Consider the following 15,554-nt stretch of genomic DNA (forward strand, 5'->3'; position numbering starts at 1 on the left):
ATTACGCTGTAATGTACGTGCAAAATCTGCCCACGGCTTGGCGCTGTGGGCGTTTTCTTTTTGACTGGCAGAAACGCATGCGTCCTTTAGTCATGGGGATTCTGAATGCGACACCCGATTCATTTTCAGATGGGGGGCGTTTTGCTAGTCGTGATGCCGCTTTGCGTCAAGCTGAGCATATGATTACCAGTGGCGTTGACATTATTGATATTGGTGGCGAATCAACCCGCCCTGGTGCTGAAGCGGTGCCAGTAGATATTGAGCTTGAGCGGGTACTGCCCATCATTGAAGCATTGCGCGATTGTGGCACCGCCCTATCAATCGATACCTATAAGCCACAAACCATGCTAGAGGCCTTAAAGCTAGGTGTCGATTGCGTAAACGATGTCTGGGCTCTGCGCCAACCGGGGGCATTAGAAGTGGTTCATCAAGCAGGCTGTGGGGTGGTGCTAATGCATATGCAACGTGACCCGCAAACCATGCAATTTAATCCTGAATATTTAGATGTTGTTACAGATGTGAGATTATTTTTAGCAGAACGGGCCAAAGAAGTAGAGGCAGCAGGGGTTAGTACCGAGCAAATTATTCTCGATCCTGGCTTTGGTTTTGGTAAAAGCCTTGAGCATAATTTACGCATGTTACGCGAATTTGGCTCATTTACCGAGTTAGGGTACCCAGTTTTATTGGGCATTTCCCGTAAATCGATGCTGGGTAAAATTAGCGGCAAGGAAGTGCATGAGCGCTTAGCCCCCGGCATTGCTGCGACGATTATGGCGGTTGAGCAGGGCGCAGCGCTGGTTCGCACTCACGATGTACCAGAAACCTTTGATGCACTTCGCTTATGGGAAGCGGCGCGGGTTTTATAATCAATCTATGAAAAAGAAATATTTCGGTACCGATGGTATTCGTGGAGAAGTAGGGCAATTTCCTATCGTCCCTGAATTTGTGATGCGCTTGGGCTATGCTACTGGCAAGGTGCTTAGTCGTGATCTTGCGCCAGGCGAGCGTTGTTCCGTTTTAATTGGTAAAGATACGCGAATTTCTGGTTATTTACTCGAGGCCGCTCTTGAAGCAGGCTTTTCTGCTGCTGGTGTCGATGTCAGTTTATGCGGCCCTATGCCTACCCCTGCTGTTGCCTATTTAACGAATGCCTTACGCCTTTCAGCAGGCATTGTTATTTCGGCTTCGCATAATCTTTATCAAGATAATGGCATTAAATTTTTCTCTGCCCAGGGCGACAAAATATCGGATGAGTTTGAATTGGCAATTGAAGCCCTATTAGAAGAGCCGATGGGGTGCGTTAGCTCAGAGCATTTAGGAAGGGCATTTAGACTACGCGATGCAGCTGGTCGTTATATTGAATTTTGTAAGTCGACCTTTCCTAATCATTTGAATTTGCGCGGTATGAAAATTGTGGTCGACTGTGCTAATGGTGCTGCTTACGATGTAGCTCCGAATGTCTTTCATGAATTAGGCGCAGAAGTGATTTCTATTGGCATTGAGCCTAATGGTCGCAATATTAATGATCGTTGTGGCGCGACTGCACCGGCTGCTTTAATCGCCAAGGTGCGCGAGACCGGCGCTGATATTGGCATTGCCCTTGATGGTGATGCCGATCGCTTGCAAATGGTCGATGCTAGTGGGCGTCTCTTTAATGGCGATGAGTTACTTTATGTCTTGGCCAAGGATCGGCTTGAGCGGGGTATGCAGGTCGGTGGGGTAGTTGGAACCCTTATGACAAACTTAGCCGTAGAAAATGCCCTGCGGACTTTGGGCCTTGATTTTGAGCGAGCGCAAGTTGGCGATCGTTATGTTTTAGAGCAGCTAAAACAAAAAAAATGGCTCTTAGGCGGGGAAGGTTCGGGCCATTTGCTCTGTTTAGACCACCATACTACTGGCGATGGCACGATTGCAGCTTTGCAGGTTTTGGCAGCGATGCGGCAAAAGAAACAAAGCTTGGCTCAATTACTGAGTGCAGTATCAATTTTCCCGCAGGTACTGATCAATATTCGCACCCCAGCCAATTACCGCTGGCAAGACGACGCGCAACTCCAGGCGAAGATAACTTCTACCGAGAGCGCCTTAGGCCAGCGTGGGCGAGTTTTAATCCGCCCCTCAGGTACTGAACCGGTTTTGCGGATCATGGTAGAGGCGCAAGATGATTCTCTGGCGCAAAGTAGCGCTGAACAGATTGCTGCTGTAGTGACTAAGGCAAGCTAGAAAATATTTTAAGATGAAACGATAAATAACTGATTTATATATCTATTTATCGATTGAAGCCATTTTGTTTTGGCTGTCATAAAAAGGTCATATAGAAGTCTTATGCTGACAGAGGTTTCAATCTCATCTGCTCACTTAAGCTCTTCTAAAGGACTAATTAATAATGAATGTTTTGCTCAAAAAAGCTATCACGGTAGGTGCAGTCGTTACCTCCGCCGCCTTTTCGGTATCTGTTTTCGCAATTGATGTCACTGGCGCCGGTGCAACTTTTCCTTACCCTGTTTATGCGAAGTGGGCCGAGGCTTATAAAGCAAAAACGGGTAATGGCATGAACTACCAGTCGATTGGTTCTAGCGGCGGCATTAAGCAAATTAAGGCCAAAACCGTTGACTTTGGCGCAAGTGATAACCCTGTTGCTTTCGAAGAGCTAGAAAAAGATGGCATGGTGCAGTTCCCTGCCATTATTGGTGGCGTGGTACCAGTGATTAACGTGGACGGCGTGAAGTCCGGTCAAATTAAGTTGGACGGCCCCACTTTAGCGGATATTTTTCAAGGCAATATTAGCAATTGGAACGATAAGCGCATTGCCATGATGAATCCAGGAGTAAAAATTCCTGCAGGTGACATTACAGTGATTACCCGTGCCGATGGCTCTGGTACTACCGCAATTTTTACTGACTATTTAGCTAAGACTAGCAAGCTTTGGAAAGATGCGGTAGGTTCGGGTGCCTCTGTAAAGTGGCCCGCAGCTTCCACAGTTGGTGGTAAGGGTAATGAAGGCGTAGCCGCTAATGTAACAAGAGTAAAAAATTCAATTGGTTATGTGGAGTACGCTTATGCTAAGAAAAATAACTTAACTTATATTGCCTTGAAAAATGTAGCAGGGCAGTATGTTGAGCCAGACGATGAAACTTTTGCCGCCGCTGCAGCCGGAACCGATTGGGCGAAGATTCCAGGAATGGGCACTTTTATTACCAATGCACCTGGCGCAAAATCATGGCCGATCACTGGCGCCTCTTTTATTTTGGTCTACAAAAATCCTGAAAATAAAACAAATGCAGCAGAAGTCTTGAAGTTCTTTGATTATGCTTTTAAAGATGGCAAGAAAATGGCTACCGACTTAGAGTATGTGCCCGTGCCAGATGCAACAACTGACTTTATTCGTAAGAATGTTTTTACTAAAGTGCAAACAAAGTAACGGAAGATTACAGGCTAGTATTTAATCCATAATTCATTAATTGAGGCGATGACGTAATGCATTTAGCGGCTTTAAATTCAGCAATGCCTTCTAGTCGGGCAATTAGAGTCGCTAAATTGCAGCGCGTACAAGACTTTTTGTTTCATCGTGTGACTCAATTTTTTGCCATGCTCGTTTTATTTGCATTGTTAGGAATTATTGCCTCGTTGCTAATTAATGCTTGGCCAGCTTTACATGAATTTGGTTTTGGTTTTTTTATTGATCCAGAGTGGGATATTGGTAAAGATAAATTTGGTGGGTTAATTGCTATTTATGGCACGGTTGTCACGTCGCTGATTGCTTTGTTAATAGCCGTTCCTCTGAGCTTCGGCATTGCTGTTTTTTTAACTGAAATCTGTCCAGGGTATTTGCGGCGACCCTTAGGTACGGCAGTAGAATTATTGGCCGCAGTACCGTCGATTATTTACGGGATGTTTGGCCTCTTTGTTTTTGCGCCGATTTTTGCCGACTATATCGAGCCTGCACTTGCAGCAACTTTGGGGAAAATTCCACTGATTGGTCTACTTTTTTCAGGGCCAGCTAATGGAATTGGCATGTTATGCGCTGGTTTAATTCTCGCCATGATGATTTTGCCTTTTATTGCCTCGGTTATGCGCGATGTATTTGAAATCGTGCCCCCAGTGATTAAAGAATCGGCTTATGGCATTGGTTGCACTACCTGGGAAGTTGTTAGTAAAATTGTTTTTCCGTATACCAAGGCTGGTGTAATTGGCGGCATTATGTTGGGGCTAGGGCGAGCACTCGGCGAGACTATGGCCGTTACTTTTGTTATCGGTAATGCCCTGCGTTTATCACCATCCTTATTTGCGCCAGGTAGTTCAATTGCCTCTACCTTGGCCAATCAATTCGGTGAGGCCGCCCCGGGCTTGCATTTTTCATCCCTATTTGCATTGGGTTTGGCGCTATTTGTGATTACTTTTATTGTCTTGGCGCTGGCCAAATGGATGTTAGCGCGCATGGAAGAAAAGCAAGGGCTAAAGTCATGAATCAAGTTAATCATATTAATCAGGCAGTATTTGCGGTGCGTAAGCGTACCAATGCCATTGGCCTATTTTTATCGATGGCGGCAATGACCCTAGGCATGTTATTTTTATTATGGATCTTAAGTATTTTATTTATTAAAGGATTTTCGGCAATTAATTGGGCTATGTTTACTGCCAGCACACCTGCTCCAGGATCGGAGGGAGGTGGTTTGGCTAATGCAATTGTCGGAAGCATGATGCTGATTGGTTGCTGTACCCTAATTAGCACCCCAATTGGTGTTTTGGCTGGCCTGTATCTGGCGGAATATGGTGATCGAAGCAAAGTTGCCGGTATTACCCGTTTTGTTACCGACATTATGCTGTCTGCCCCATCCATTGTTATTGGTCTTTTTGTCTATGCTTTAGTGGTGGCTCAAGTGCGCCATTTTTCAGGCTGGGCCGGTACGATTGCTTTGGCTTTAATTGCAATACCTGTAGTGGTAAGAACAACTGAGAATATGTTGCAGCTGGTACCCGGCAGTTTACGAGAGGCCGCCTATGCTTTAGGCACACCTAAATGGAAGGTGGCTTTTTGGATTACCTTACGAGCGGCAAAAAGCGGGGTCATCACGGGTATTTTACTGGCACTAGCCCGCATCAGCGGAGAAACCGCACCCTTACTATTTACGGCGTTGAATAATCAATTCTTTTCGACCAATATGAATGCCCCAATGGCCAATTTGCCGGTGGTAATTTTCCAATTCGCGATGAGCCCATACGATAATTGGGTGAGCTTAGCGTGGGGCGGCTCACTTTTAATTACCTTTGCGGTTTTAGGGCTTAATATCTTAGCTCGAGTCGTATTTAGGGAAAAGGTACAAGGATGAAAAGTATGCGAACCGTTTTTAATGCCAACCAAAATCAAGAGGCACAGATTTTGACTGATACCCTGATCGACAATTTAACCGAGACAAATTCTTTTATTTTGACTAATGCACTTGAAATTAAGAATCTAAATTTTTTTTATGGCTCTTATCAAGGCTTAAAAAATATTAATCTCAATATTCAAGAGCAGAAGGTAACTGCATTTATTGGTCCCTCGGGTTGCGGCAAGTCAACTCTATTACGCTCAATTAATCGTATGTACGACCTTTACCCCGGTCAACGCGCTGAAGGTGAAATTCTATTTTATGGAGAAAATATTCTTGCCCCGAAGCAAGATCTCAATTTATTGCGCTCACGGATTGGAATGGTTTTTCAAAAGCCAACCCCATTTCCAATGTCGATTTATGAAAATATTGCTTTTGGTGTACGTCTCTACGAAAAACTTTCGAAGGCTGAGATGGATGAGCGGGTTGAATGGGCCCTCAAGAAAGCAGCATTATGGGGTGAGGCAAAAGATAAATTGAAGCAAAGCGGCTTATCGCTTTCGGGCGGTCAGCAGCAGCGTTTATGTATCGCTCGTGGTGTCGCAGTTAAGCCAGCAGTATTATTACTCGATGAGCCCACATCTGCCTTAGATCCAATTTCCACAGGGAAAATTGAAGAGCTTATTAATGAATTGAAAAATGAGTACACCATTGCAATTGTGACTCACAATATGCAGCAAGCGGCCCGCGTATCAGATTTCACGGCTTATATGTACTTAGGGGAATTGGTTGAATTTGGTAAAACTGATGAAATTTTTATTAAACCCAAGCGGAAAGAAACAGAAGATTACATTACGGGCCGATTTGGCTAATTAAGAGGGCATATGCCAGATAAACACCTTTCGTCGCAATTCGATTCGGATCTAAATTCGCTCTGTAGCAAGTTATTAGAAATGGGCGGTATGGTTGAATCACAAACCTCTACTGCCATGCGCGCATTTACTGAAATGGATTTAGAAATTTGTAATCAAGTTATTGAACGTGAAAAAGCGGTCAATGATTTTGAAATTGAAGTCGATTCTGCTTGTACAGAAATTATTGCCCGCCGTCAGCCGACGGCACGAGATTTGCGCTTAGTGATGGCAGTTTCTAAGGCAATTACAAATTTAGAGCGTGCTGGTGATGAAGCTGAGCGAGTTGCAAAACGTACTAAACGTATTATTGAGTCGGGCCTTAACCATAATATTAATGTGGCGGAAATTAAATTATCGGGACAAATGGCTATTTCATTATTGCGGCGTAGCTTAGATGCATTTGCACGCTTAGATACTATTGCAGCGGCAGAAGTGGTAAAAGAAGACAAGCAAATTGACGAAGAATTTCGCGCCTTTGTGCGCAAATTAATCGTCTATATGATGGAAGATCCCAGCTTAATTACTACGGGCCTTGATATGTTGACGATAGCTAAAGCAATCGAACGCATTGGTGATCACTCTAAAAATATTGCTGAATTTGTGATTTATATTGTTAAGGGTGCTGATGTACGCCATCTTCCTCATGCAGATTTAGTGCGTGAAGTTCATCGGTAAGCAAAACTAAATTGTTTAATTCGAGTGCGTAGTATTTTATGGGTATAAAGATCTTAATTATTGAAGACGAGCCAGCAATTGCTGAATTAATTGCAATTAATTTAGTTCACGCAGGTTATGAGGTAGAGCGAGCGTTTCAGGCCGATCAAGCTGTACTGATGATGAAAGAGGCTATGCCAGATTTACTCGTTCTGGATTGGATGTTGCCAGGCAAATCGGGCGTGCAATTTGCTAAAGAGTTGCGAAGTAACCCCAAGACTATTGCACTGCCCATCTTAATGCTAACGGCTAAAAGTGAAGAAGCGGATAAGGTTTTAGGCCTTGATGCTGGAGCTGATGATTATGTAACTAAGCCCTTTTCGCCAAAGGAATTAATTGCTCGAGTTAAAGCAATCTTACGCAGACAACTACCGTCTACTGATGAAGTACCCCTCACTGTAGGGCCTTTGAAGTTAGATCCTGTAGCCCATCGTTTAATGGCAACCTCACCTCATTCCGAGCCGCAAGCTATTGCTTTAGGGCCAACTGAATTTCGTTTATTACAATTTTTAATGTCGAATCCAGAGCGGGTTCATTCTCGTTCGGTTCTACTCGATCGAGTATGGGGTAATGAGGTCTATATCGAAGAGCGCACTGTAGATGTGCATATCAAACGCTTGCGAGCGGCATTGGCTTTCACCGAGTGTGATCACTTCATTGAAACTGTGCGGGGTAGCGGTTATCGAGTTACTAAAAACCCAATCCAGAATTAGCTTGGATGCTAAGGTAACTTACTTACTTCGCGCAGAATTAGAAAATTCACTGTTCCTTTTAACTATTAAAGGCCGAAAGCTAAATGGGGAATTTTTCCTAGCATCTACTGTAATTTCGAGCGCTTGAATCTCTTCCTCTCCCATTAATTCAACCCGAATAACATTTTCTAACACATATTTTTGATCACTTGTCTTTAGTGGCTGATCAATTCTTAAGCGATGGGTATCACCATGAATCAAGAGTACTGCATTGCTAAACTTCTCAGCATGGGAAGATAGACTAAGAACAGTATCGCGATAGCCATTTGCTAAATCATCAGATTGAATCTGGCCCGTAAACATATCGGCTTGAAAAGCAAAAATAATCCCAGCTAATTTTTTTTCCGTAGCCAATTGAAAAGTGTAATTAATCCAGGCTAAATTGGCTTCGTTGCGTTTAAAATATTCCTTGACAGCCAAAATATTTCTCTCAAAATCATTATTCGATCCAGGGATATTTAAACTCACAAAAAGAAATTGATCCTGAATCCAGTATGAATTTTCAACATAAAGCTTAAAGTCACTCATGACATCAGCTTGTCGTATTAAGGTCAGGGTGTTTTTACCTAAGCTTTGATTTGAGCTAAAGAATTTTTTTCTAATACTAGCAAGACGTTCAATTGGATCGTACGAGCCCGATAATGGGCGATAACAGTCGGTCCATTCATTATCGCCAATACTATAAATTACTGGGGCTTCATAGCGTTTAAAAAAACTTGCAATTTTTTCAGTGGCAGCATCGCTACACGGTGTTTCACTTGATTTAGTATCGCCAACAAATAGGCTAAATTTAGGGTGCGATTGATTAATCGCTTGAATAAGGTTGAGGTAGCGGTACTCATCATTCGCGTTGTTGTAGGGCATGTCGCCAAGCGCCACAAAACGAAATGATTCCCCGTGGGCCAGACCCATCAGCAATAGATTAAGCACAATTGCATGTATAAATTTCATTTATAAGTCGTATTCTAGACCGCTTTCCTAAATCCCACTAAGATAGCGGTATGGTTGCAATCCTTTTCCGTTTTATTTTTCTCCTAATCCTAGCAATAATTGCATTTGGGGTAGGTAAGTCATTTTTTAGCGAGCAAGTCGGCTTAGGTATTGCACTCGCAATAGTAGGTCTGCCATTAGCTTATTCCTATATTAATTTAGCCCGTCTGCGTAAATATATTATGCAAGGTGAGATTGAAAATTTACCCTCTACGAGTGGCAAATGGGAAGATGTGTTATTTCGCCTACAACGTTTTTTACGTGGGCAACGCCAACAATTACATCAAATTGAGGCGCAGCATGAGCGCTTTATTCAAGCCTTCCAAGCCTCACCAAATGGCATCGTCATGCTTGATGATCGTGATCAAATTGAATGGTGTAATGCGATTGCTGAAAGTTATTTTGGCTTAAATTTTAAGCGTGATGCTTTACAGCAAATCAATTATTTAATTCGTCGCCCTGAATTTGTCCGCTACTTAAGTCAACGTAATTTTGATGAGCCCCTATTAATTGAGCAAATGGGCCAAGCAAGCAATTTAACGCTGCTGCTGCAGCTTTTTCCTTTTTCCGAAAACCGCCATTTACTATTTGCTCAAGATATAACTGACTTGCGCAAAACCGAGGCTATGCGGCGCGATTTTGTTGCTAATGTTTCTCATGAGATGAGAACCCCATTAACGGTTATGTTAGGTTTTTTAGAAACAGTACTTAATTTAGATTTAGATGAGGTGCAAAGAACTCGCTACCTAGAGATGATGCAATTGCAGGCAAAGCGCATGCAGAGCTTAGTTGAAGATTTGCTAACTCTAGCCAATCTTGAGGCTAATTTGCAACCGCCTATTTTACAAGCCATTGATATGCCAGCGCTCATGGCTTTATTAAAAAATGATGCTGAAGCCTTATCTCAAGGTAAACATATTTTTGAATTTAGTTGCGATCAAGGCCATGATTTATTGGGCAATCAAAAGGAATTACTTTCCGCATTTAGTAATCTAGTGGCTAATGCTGTGCACTATACGCCTGAAGGGGGAAAAATAAAGATTTCCTTGGTGGTCAACGAAGTTGGTCAAGGAGTTTTTTCTGTTGAAGATACTGGTCCAGGTATTTCGGCAGAACATTTACCTCGCCTAACTGAGCGTTTTTATCGAGTAGACCGCAGTCGATCGAGGGAAACTGGAGGTACTGGGTTAGGTTTGGCGATCGTGAAGCACATTGCAAACCGCTATCAGGCACAACTACTTATTACTAGCGTACCAGGTAAGGGCAGCACCTTTTCTCTACAAATTCCTACCCAAAGGGTAGTAACTATTTAGTAGATTTTAGGGATATACATCGAGTCTGGAATCGGGTCGCGAGTGTAGTCGGCATTGTGCACTCGCTTGGGCAAGATAATTGGTGCGTGCTCAATTGCTTGATAGGGAATTTGTTGCAGGAAATGATGGATACAATTTAGGCGGGCTTTTTTCTTGTCGTTTCCGGCTACTATCCACCATGGTGCTTCAGGAATATGCGTGCGTTCAATCATGGTCTCTTTTGCCTTGGTATAGGCTTCCCATAGTCGCCGCGACTCTAAATCCATGGGGCTTAATTTCCATTGTTTTAATGGATCATGAATACGGGTCATAAAGCGCAAATGTTGCTCATCATCAGTAATTGAAAACCAATATTTAATTAGAATAATTCCCGAGCGAACTAGCATTTTTTCAAACTCTGGTACAGAGCGAAAGAACTCTTCATACTCTGCATCATTACAAAACCCCATTACTCGCTCAACTCCCGCACGGTTATACCAACTGCGATCGAAGAGAACTATTTCACCAGCAGCAGGTAAATTGCTGATGTAGCGCTGAAAATACCATTGCGATCGCTCCCGCTCGCTTGGGGCTGATAACGCAACTACTCGACATACTCTAGGGTTAAGGCGTTGGGTAAAGCGTTTAATCGCACCACCTTTGCCGGCTGCATCACGACCCTCAAATAGCACAACTACTTTTAATTGATTCAGTACTACCCAGTCTTGCAATTTAATTAATTCACTTTGCAGGCGAATGAGCTCTGTAAAATAATATCGACGGGCCTTGCGCTCATCGGGGGTGAGAGGATTTGGGTTATGTCGGTCATCATCAAGCTCCATTTCAAGCTCTTCATCAAAGCTATCCATTAACTCTTCTTGAGCACGGCGGTAAAGGTCGGATTCGTTCATAGGGGAAGATATGGGTGGCATTAAGCTGTGTTTGGGGGGCAATTGATAAGTCAATTCTTATATTTAATTATGACATTAATATGACAGCTAACTTTAGCCCCATTTAGGGCTCTAATCGCGGGAGTTGCGGGGAATTGCTTGGCCATTGCACCACAATTTGTGGGTCAAATTTCAAAATTTTCTTATTTTTATTGGGGTAGCTTAGTGTCAATAAGAGATGCTGAATTAGGCTAATGCGCGCTATTTTTTTGTCATTAGCCCGAATCACAGTCCACGGCGCAGCGCTATTATTCGTTTTTTTCAGCATTGCATCGCGCGCTTTGCTATAGGCTAGCCATTTTTTTTGCGCCTGCTGATCAATAGGACTCGTTTTCCATTGTTTCAGCGGGTCTTTGATGCGATCTAGCAAACGCTCTGCCTGTTCTTTTTTAGATATATCCAAATAGTATTTAATTAACTTGATGCCAGAGCCTACTAACATAGCCTCGAAGCCATTTACCGTTTTCATAAATTCAAGATACTCTTTTTCAGTGCAAAACCCCATGACATGCTCAACGCCTGCGCGGTTATACCAACTACGATTAAACAAGGCGAATTCACCTTTGCTGGGTAACTGCGCTACGTAGCGTTCGAAGTACCATTCGCCGGTTTCTCGATCGGACGGTTTACCTAGCGCAACAATCCGAGTTTCTCTAGGGCTCAAATGTTCGGCGATGCGCTTAATGCTACCGTCTTTACCTGCGCCATCGCGGCCCTCAAAAATAACTAGAATACGTTCGCCATTTTTAATGAAGTGACGTTGCAACTTAACGAGTTCAATTTGTAATAAATAAAGTTCAGCCTCGTAATCTAATTTTTTATTTTTTACTTTTTTGACGGGAGATTTAAATTTCATCACGGTTGGTTTACAAAGTTACCAGATTTTTTTTAAGCTATATAGCGATTTAAGGTTTTCATTACTTTGCTCGCGTACCCGATTTTGTTCTGCACTTAACCAGCCCATGGCAAACCAATGTTGAGAATGTTTTTCTACGCTTGGCCCTAACTCATGAATCGCCACGCAGATGTCGTTATAGTTACCCAAACTTTCTAGGGCAGTAGCCATCACCTTCAGGTATTTGCTACGTTTATTACGCTGACAAAAATCTCCAAAAAACTCAAGCGAGTAACGTAAAAATTTTAATTTTTTGCGTAAACGATGACGCTTGAGATCGTCGATAGTTTTAAAGTGAGCGGCTTGTTTTTTGGTATCACGGAAGGTGCTATCGAGCATGGCAATAATCCGTTTTTTTAATAGGCTGTTAGGCAGGCTAGACTCCACATTATGATTTCCAAGGGCGATGATGGCCAATAGTAGTTCTTGAAATGGCTTCGCACGTAAAAATGTACTAGGATGTTTTTGCGGTGGCATAATTTCTAATTGAATGGCGGGACCTTTCGAGGCCTTTAAGGCAGGACTTAACTTTTCAGCAATAAAATTGCTATCTCGATATGTGCCTAGTAATTGGAATACCTGCTCGAGTGTTTGAATTTGCAGTTCGGTCATATAGGTATGATTCAGCGCTAAAATTTTCAAAGCCGATTTAAAGCGCCGTAAACCCACTCTAAGCTGGTGTAAATGCTCATCATAAAGATTAATACCTGCATTTATTTCACTTAAATTTGGCAAAATTTGCGCTAAACAGGATTGCACAATGGTGGAAATAATTTCAGTATCGCTTGGCTTGGAATTAGCAAAATGGGCTAACTCCGCCCGCACCGGAGGGATGGATTGAATACCATTAGCCAAGGTAAAGCCTTGTTGAGCTTTGCCCCGCGTATCAATAGAGGCGCCAAATCGCTTCACCATCATTAATGCGTGGGCAATGACCGCACTGCGTTGCCCACTTAAGAGTTCAATTTCGAGCTCCATTACGGGCACTGTTTTTTCTGTGCCTTGGGAATCAAATGCTTTAATTTGACCAAGATCAAGGGCATATTCAACCAAGCCGTTGCGCGCCTTAAGGTGGGCCTTACGACGCCATATATCGGTGGAATACCGCACTGCTAAGCCCTCTGCCGAGGTATTAACCAGCGCCTTCATTAGTTCGGCTCCAGCAGGATGCTCGGCGTGGGCAGCTAAGGACCATGCTGGAATACCACCCCCGCGATGGGGTATCACTATTTCATGTTCAAGCCGGGCAAAGTTGCTTGAGGTGCCTGTTTTAAGGGTCTGCACCCATTGACGGCCTTCTTTGCGCAGCCGCAAAGCAATGCCAGCACGGGCTAAGCGAAAGTCGTCAGTATCTATATAAGCAGCTTGCAAGTGTTGCCTTTTCAGGGCACCTTTGCTACGAAGAAATTTTTCAATTGCCGGCAGTTTTTCGGCTGGAAAGACGAGTTTTAGCTCGAATTCTTGATGGTCTTGATGCAATGAATCCATATTGGTGCATTCTAACTCGCAAACATGACAAACTAGGAATTGGAAAATTGAGCCATCAGGACATTTTGGCCAATAATGGGTTTTTGCTTGGCCTTGGCATGCAGTTGCTGGTAACTGCCGTCGGAGTTCATTTGCCACGCAGAGGCATTATCAGAAAGTAGAACTTTTAAGCCTTCTTGAATGACTTTTTGTTTTAAAAAAGCATCTTTAATTGGAAATGCCACCTCAACGCGGCGTAAAAGATTACGCTCCATCCAATCAGCACTAGATAAATAGACTAATTCATTACCGCTATGATAAAAATAATAAATGCGATGATGTTCTAAAAATCTGCCAATAATCGACCGTACTTGAATATTCTCGGATAAACCTTTTACACCTGGCTTAAGGGCGCACACACCCCGAACAATAAGTTCAATTTTGACACCCGCTTGAGAGGCCTTATACAACTCTTCAATGATAGTGGGCTCTAATAGTGCATTCATTTTTGCTATGATCAGGGCTTTTTTTCCATCCCGTGCAGCACGTGCTTCAGTGCGTATCAGTTTAATCAGTTCGCTTAAGAGAGTAAATGGGGCCTCAAGCAGTTCCTTGGTTTTGGATTGCAAGCCAGTGCCCGTTAACTGCTGAAAAAGTTGATGAGCATCGCTTGTCATATCGGGATTGCAGGTCATCAGACCAAAGTCAGTGTACAGTTTTGCCGTGCGGGGATGGTAGTTACCGGTGCCCAAATGAACGTAGCGTTGTAAGATATATTTTGGTGCCGCTTTACTCGAACTAGAATTGATACTGGGTATGATTTCGCGGCGCACGATTAACAACATTTTAGCGTGGCATTTATGACCCACCACACCGTAAACTACGTGCGCGCCCACGGATTCCAGTTTAGATGCCCAATTAATATTGGTTTGCTCATCAAAGCGCGCTAAGAGCTCGAGCACTACAGTAACTTCTTTACCATTGCGCGCCGCTTCCATCAGCGCCTCCATTACGGGTGATTCATCACCTGTGCGGTAAACTGTTTGTTTAATGGCTAAGACATCTGGGTCTTGGGCAGCTTCCCGCAGTAATTGCAAAACCGGCTCAAAACTCTCGTAAGGATGATGTAACAAAATATCACCCTGATGAATTTTATGAAAGAGCGACTCATCAGGAATAGCTTTTAATACGGCAGCTTGATAAATCGGAAATTTTAAATTCGGCCGGTCGATGAAATCGGGTATTTGCGAGAGTCGTACTAAATTAACGGGCCCATTAACGCGGTAACAATCTGTTACTTCTAATTGAGTGGATAGGCGCAGGAATTCTAATAATTCGCTCGGGGTATCTGCTGATACTTCCAGCCGTACTGCATCCCCCAAATGGCGGGTTGGCAGTTCGCCTTGCAAGGCTTCGCGTAAATCAGTAGCCTCATCATCTGAGACAAATAATTCTGAATTTCGTGTTACTCGAAAGGCATGAGCTTGTAAAATAGTTAAGCCTGGAAAAAGTTCAGCTACAAAGGATTGCACCAAAGCAGAAAGCAAGACAAAAGAATAATCACAATCAGAAATTCGCTTAGGAATTTGAATAACTCGAGGTAAAGCACGCGGCGCCTGAACTACGGCTAAGTTGGCATCACGACCAAAGGCATCTTTACCAGTTAAAGACACAATAAAATTTAAACTTTTATTCCCAACACGTGGAAAAGGATGCGCGGGATCGAGAGCAATTGGAGTTAGGAGAGGTAGTATTTCTGCACGAAAAAAATCGTTGGCCCAACGACGTTGCTGCACTGTCCAATCTTCGCCCCTTAAGAAACGGATACCAGCGGTTGCCAATTGGGGAATAATGATTTTTTGATAAATCTCATATTGGCGGGCGACCAAGTGATGGGAATATTCAGCCACCCGTTGGTAGCAATCTTGAATCGTTAGGCCATCTGGCTCAAGTTTAAGGGGTTGGCTTAATAGCTGTTCTTTAAGCCCCGAAACCCGCACTTCAAAAAACTCATCTAAATTATTAGAAACAATGCTTAAAAAGCGCAAGCGCTCAAGTAATGGGTTTTGGGGGTCTTCAGCCTGTGATAAGACCCGTGAATTGAATTCCAGAATACCGATTTCACGGTTGAGAAGGGGGGTCACCATATTTTTTGGTTATATTTCATTAATGTGTCACTTTTATTTCATAATATAAGCTTATCTCTTATTTTTCACTGGTTTAGCTCTTTTGCCCACTTCCCCTAATATTTCTACCCCGCTGGGCTCTAAT

The 15,554-nt window shown here is 43.2% G+C and carries 14 protein-coding genes; 9 read left to right on the plus strand and 5 right to left on the minus strand.

Features of this window, described 5'->3' with window-relative positions; genetic code table 11:
* Nucleotides 1-11: 11 nt before the first annotated feature.
* The 8 genes from folP (at nucleotide 12) to phoB (ending at nucleotide 7,650) form a co-directional block, all read left to right on the plus strand.
* Complete coding sequence (gene folP / locus LZT22_RS05320) at nucleotides 12-866, plus strand: dihydropteroate synthase (protein ID WP_233924026.1); 855 nt, start codon at nucleotides 12-14, stop codon at nucleotides 864-866.
* 7 nt (nucleotides 867-873) lie between these two features.
* Entirely contained in the window at nucleotides 874-2,220 is a 1,347-nt protein-coding gene (glmM, locus tag LZT22_RS05325) for a phosphoglucosamine mutase (RefSeq protein ID WP_233924027.1), read from the plus strand.
* A 163-nt stretch (nucleotides 2,221-2,383) separates the two neighbouring features.
* Entirely contained in the window at nucleotides 2,384-3,418 is a 1,035-nt protein-coding gene (gene pstS / locus LZT22_RS05330; RefSeq protein ID WP_233924028.1) for a phosphate ABC transporter substrate-binding protein PstS, read from the plus strand.
* Between the two features lie 56 nt (nucleotides 3,419-3,474).
* Nucleotides 3,475-4,464 (plus strand): phosphate ABC transporter permease subunit PstC, encoded by a 990-nt coding sequence (gene pstC, locus LZT22_RS05335; RefSeq protein WP_233924029.1) that lies wholly within the window; start codon nucleotides 3,475-3,477, stop codon nucleotides 4,462-4,464.
* Nucleotides 4,461-5,327, plus strand: coding sequence for a phosphate ABC transporter permease PstA (gene pstA / locus LZT22_RS05340; RefSeq protein WP_233924030.1), 867 nt, complete (start codon nucleotides 4,461-4,463; stop codon nucleotides 5,325-5,327). Before pstC ends, pstA begins: the two co-directional genes overlap by 4 nt.
* Entirely contained in the window at nucleotides 5,324-6,181 is an 858-nt protein-coding gene (gene pstB / locus LZT22_RS05345; RefSeq protein ID WP_370635187.1) for a phosphate ABC transporter ATP-binding protein PstB, read from the plus strand. The genes pstA and pstB overlap by 4 nt, the downstream gene beginning before the upstream one ends.
* A gap of 12 nt (nucleotides 6,182-6,193) precedes the next feature.
* The gene (phoU, locus tag LZT22_RS05350; protein WP_233924031.1) at nucleotides 6,194-6,898 is read left to right on the plus strand and encodes a phosphate signaling complex protein PhoU; all 705 of its coding nucleotides are present in this window, start codon (nucleotides 6,194-6,196) and stop codon (nucleotides 6,896-6,898) included.
* Nucleotides 6,899-6,936: 38 nt separating this feature from the next.
* Nucleotides 6,937-7,650: a phosphate regulon transcriptional regulator PhoB gene (gene phoB / locus LZT22_RS05355; RefSeq protein WP_233924032.1), complete on the plus strand. Its 714-nt coding sequence runs from the start codon at nucleotides 6,937-6,939 to the stop codon at nucleotides 7,648-7,650.
* 18 nt (nucleotides 7,651-7,668) lie between these two features.
* Here phoB and LZT22_RS05360 read toward each other — a convergent pair whose 3' ends face one another.
* Nucleotides 7,669-8,640, minus strand: a complete 972-nt coding sequence (locus tag LZT22_RS05360; protein WP_233924033.1) for a hypothetical protein — start codon at nucleotides 8,638-8,640, stop codon at nucleotides 7,669-7,671.
* A gap of 50 nt (nucleotides 8,641-8,690) precedes the next feature.
* On the opposite strand from LZT22_RS05360, the gene phoR reads away from it, so the two are divergent.
* Nucleotides 8,691-9,992: a phosphate regulon sensor histidine kinase PhoR gene (phoR, locus tag LZT22_RS05365; RefSeq protein ID WP_233924034.1), complete on the plus strand. Its 1,302-nt coding sequence runs from the start codon at nucleotides 8,691-8,693 to the stop codon at nucleotides 9,990-9,992.
* Here phoR and ppk2 (LZT22_RS05370) read toward each other — a convergent pair.
* From ppk2 (LZT22_RS05370) to ppk1, 4 genes are all read right to left on the minus strand, one after another.
* Nucleotides 9,989-10,882 carry a polyphosphate kinase 2 gene (gene ppk2 / locus LZT22_RS05370; protein ID WP_233924035.1) on the minus strand — a complete coding sequence of 298 codons (894 nt, stop codon included), beginning with the start codon at nucleotides 10,880-10,882 and terminating at the stop codon, nucleotides 9,989-9,991. The two genes, phoR and ppk2 (LZT22_RS05370), sit on opposite strands and share 4 nt — an antisense overlap.
* 103 nt (nucleotides 10,883-10,985) lie before the next feature.
* Complete coding sequence (ppk2, locus tag LZT22_RS05375) at nucleotides 10,986-11,777, minus strand: polyphosphate kinase 2 (protein ID WP_233924036.1); 792 nt, start codon at nucleotides 11,775-11,777, stop codon at nucleotides 10,986-10,988.
* 18 nt (nucleotides 11,778-11,795) lie between these two features.
* Nucleotides 11,796-13,442, minus strand: coding sequence for a CHAD domain-containing protein (locus LZT22_RS05380; RefSeq protein ID WP_233924037.1), 1,647 nt, complete (start codon nucleotides 13,440-13,442; stop codon nucleotides 11,796-11,798).
* Entirely contained in the window at nucleotides 13,337-15,430 is a 2,094-nt protein-coding gene (gene ppk1 / locus LZT22_RS05385; RefSeq protein ID WP_233924038.1) for a polyphosphate kinase 1, read from the minus strand. Before ppk1 ends, LZT22_RS05380 begins: the two co-directional genes overlap by 106 nt.
* Nucleotides 15,431-15,554 lie beyond the last annotated feature (124 nt).

Origin of the sequence: Polynucleobacter sp. IMCC 29146 (genome assembly GCF_021395195.1) — a bacterium.
Classification (GTDB): domain Bacteria; phylum Pseudomonadota; class Gammaproteobacteria; order Burkholderiales; family Burkholderiaceae; genus Polynucleobacter.

What these genes read in the sequence shown, in the direction of transcription:
- pstS (WP_233924028.1), top strand. Translation starts at nt 2,384, where the DNA reads ATGAATGTTTTGCTCAAAAAAGCTATCACGGTAGGTGCAGTCGTTACC.
- ppk2 (WP_233924036.1), bottom strand. Translation starts at nt 11,777, where the DNA reads ATGAAATTTAAATCTCCCGTCAAAAAAGTAAAAAATAAAAAATTAGAT.
- phoB (WP_233924032.1), top strand. Translation starts at nt 6,937, where the DNA reads ATGGGTATAAAGATCTTAATTATTGAAGACGAGCCAGCAATTGCTGAA.
- LZT22_RS05360 (WP_233924033.1), bottom strand. Translation starts at nt 8,640, where the DNA reads ATGAAATTTATACATGCAATTGTGCTTAATCTATTGCTGATGGGTCTG.
- pstB (WP_370635187.1), top strand. Translation starts at nt 5,324, where the DNA reads ATGAAAAGTATGCGAACCGTTTTTAATGCCAACCAAAATCAAGAGGCA.
- phoR (WP_233924034.1), top strand. Translation starts at nt 8,691, where the DNA reads ATGGTTGCAATCCTTTTCCGTTTTATTTTTCTCCTAATCCTAGCAATA.
- ppk2 (WP_233924035.1), bottom strand. Translation starts at nt 10,882, where the DNA reads ATGAACGAATCCGACCTTTACCGCCGTGCTCAAGAAGAGTTAATGGAT.
- folP (WP_233924026.1), top strand. Translation starts at nt 12, where the DNA reads ATGTACGTGCAAAATCTGCCCACGGCTTGGCGCTGTGGGCGTTTTCTT.
- phoU (WP_233924031.1), top strand. Translation starts at nt 6,194, where the DNA reads ATGCCAGATAAACACCTTTCGTCGCAATTCGATTCGGATCTAAATTCG.
- pstC (WP_233924029.1), top strand. Translation starts at nt 3,475, where the DNA reads ATGCATTTAGCGGCTTTAAATTCAGCAATGCCTTCTAGTCGGGCAATT.
- pstA (WP_233924030.1), top strand. Translation starts at nt 4,461, where the DNA reads ATGAATCAAGTTAATCATATTAATCAGGCAGTATTTGCGGTGCGTAAG.
- ppk1 (WP_233924038.1), bottom strand. Translation starts at nt 15,430, where the DNA reads ATGGTGACCCCCCTTCTCAACCGTGAAATCGGTATTCTGGAATTCAAT.
- glmM (WP_233924027.1), top strand. Translation starts at nt 874, where the DNA reads ATGAAAAAGAAATATTTCGGTACCGATGGTATTCGTGGAGAAGTAGGG.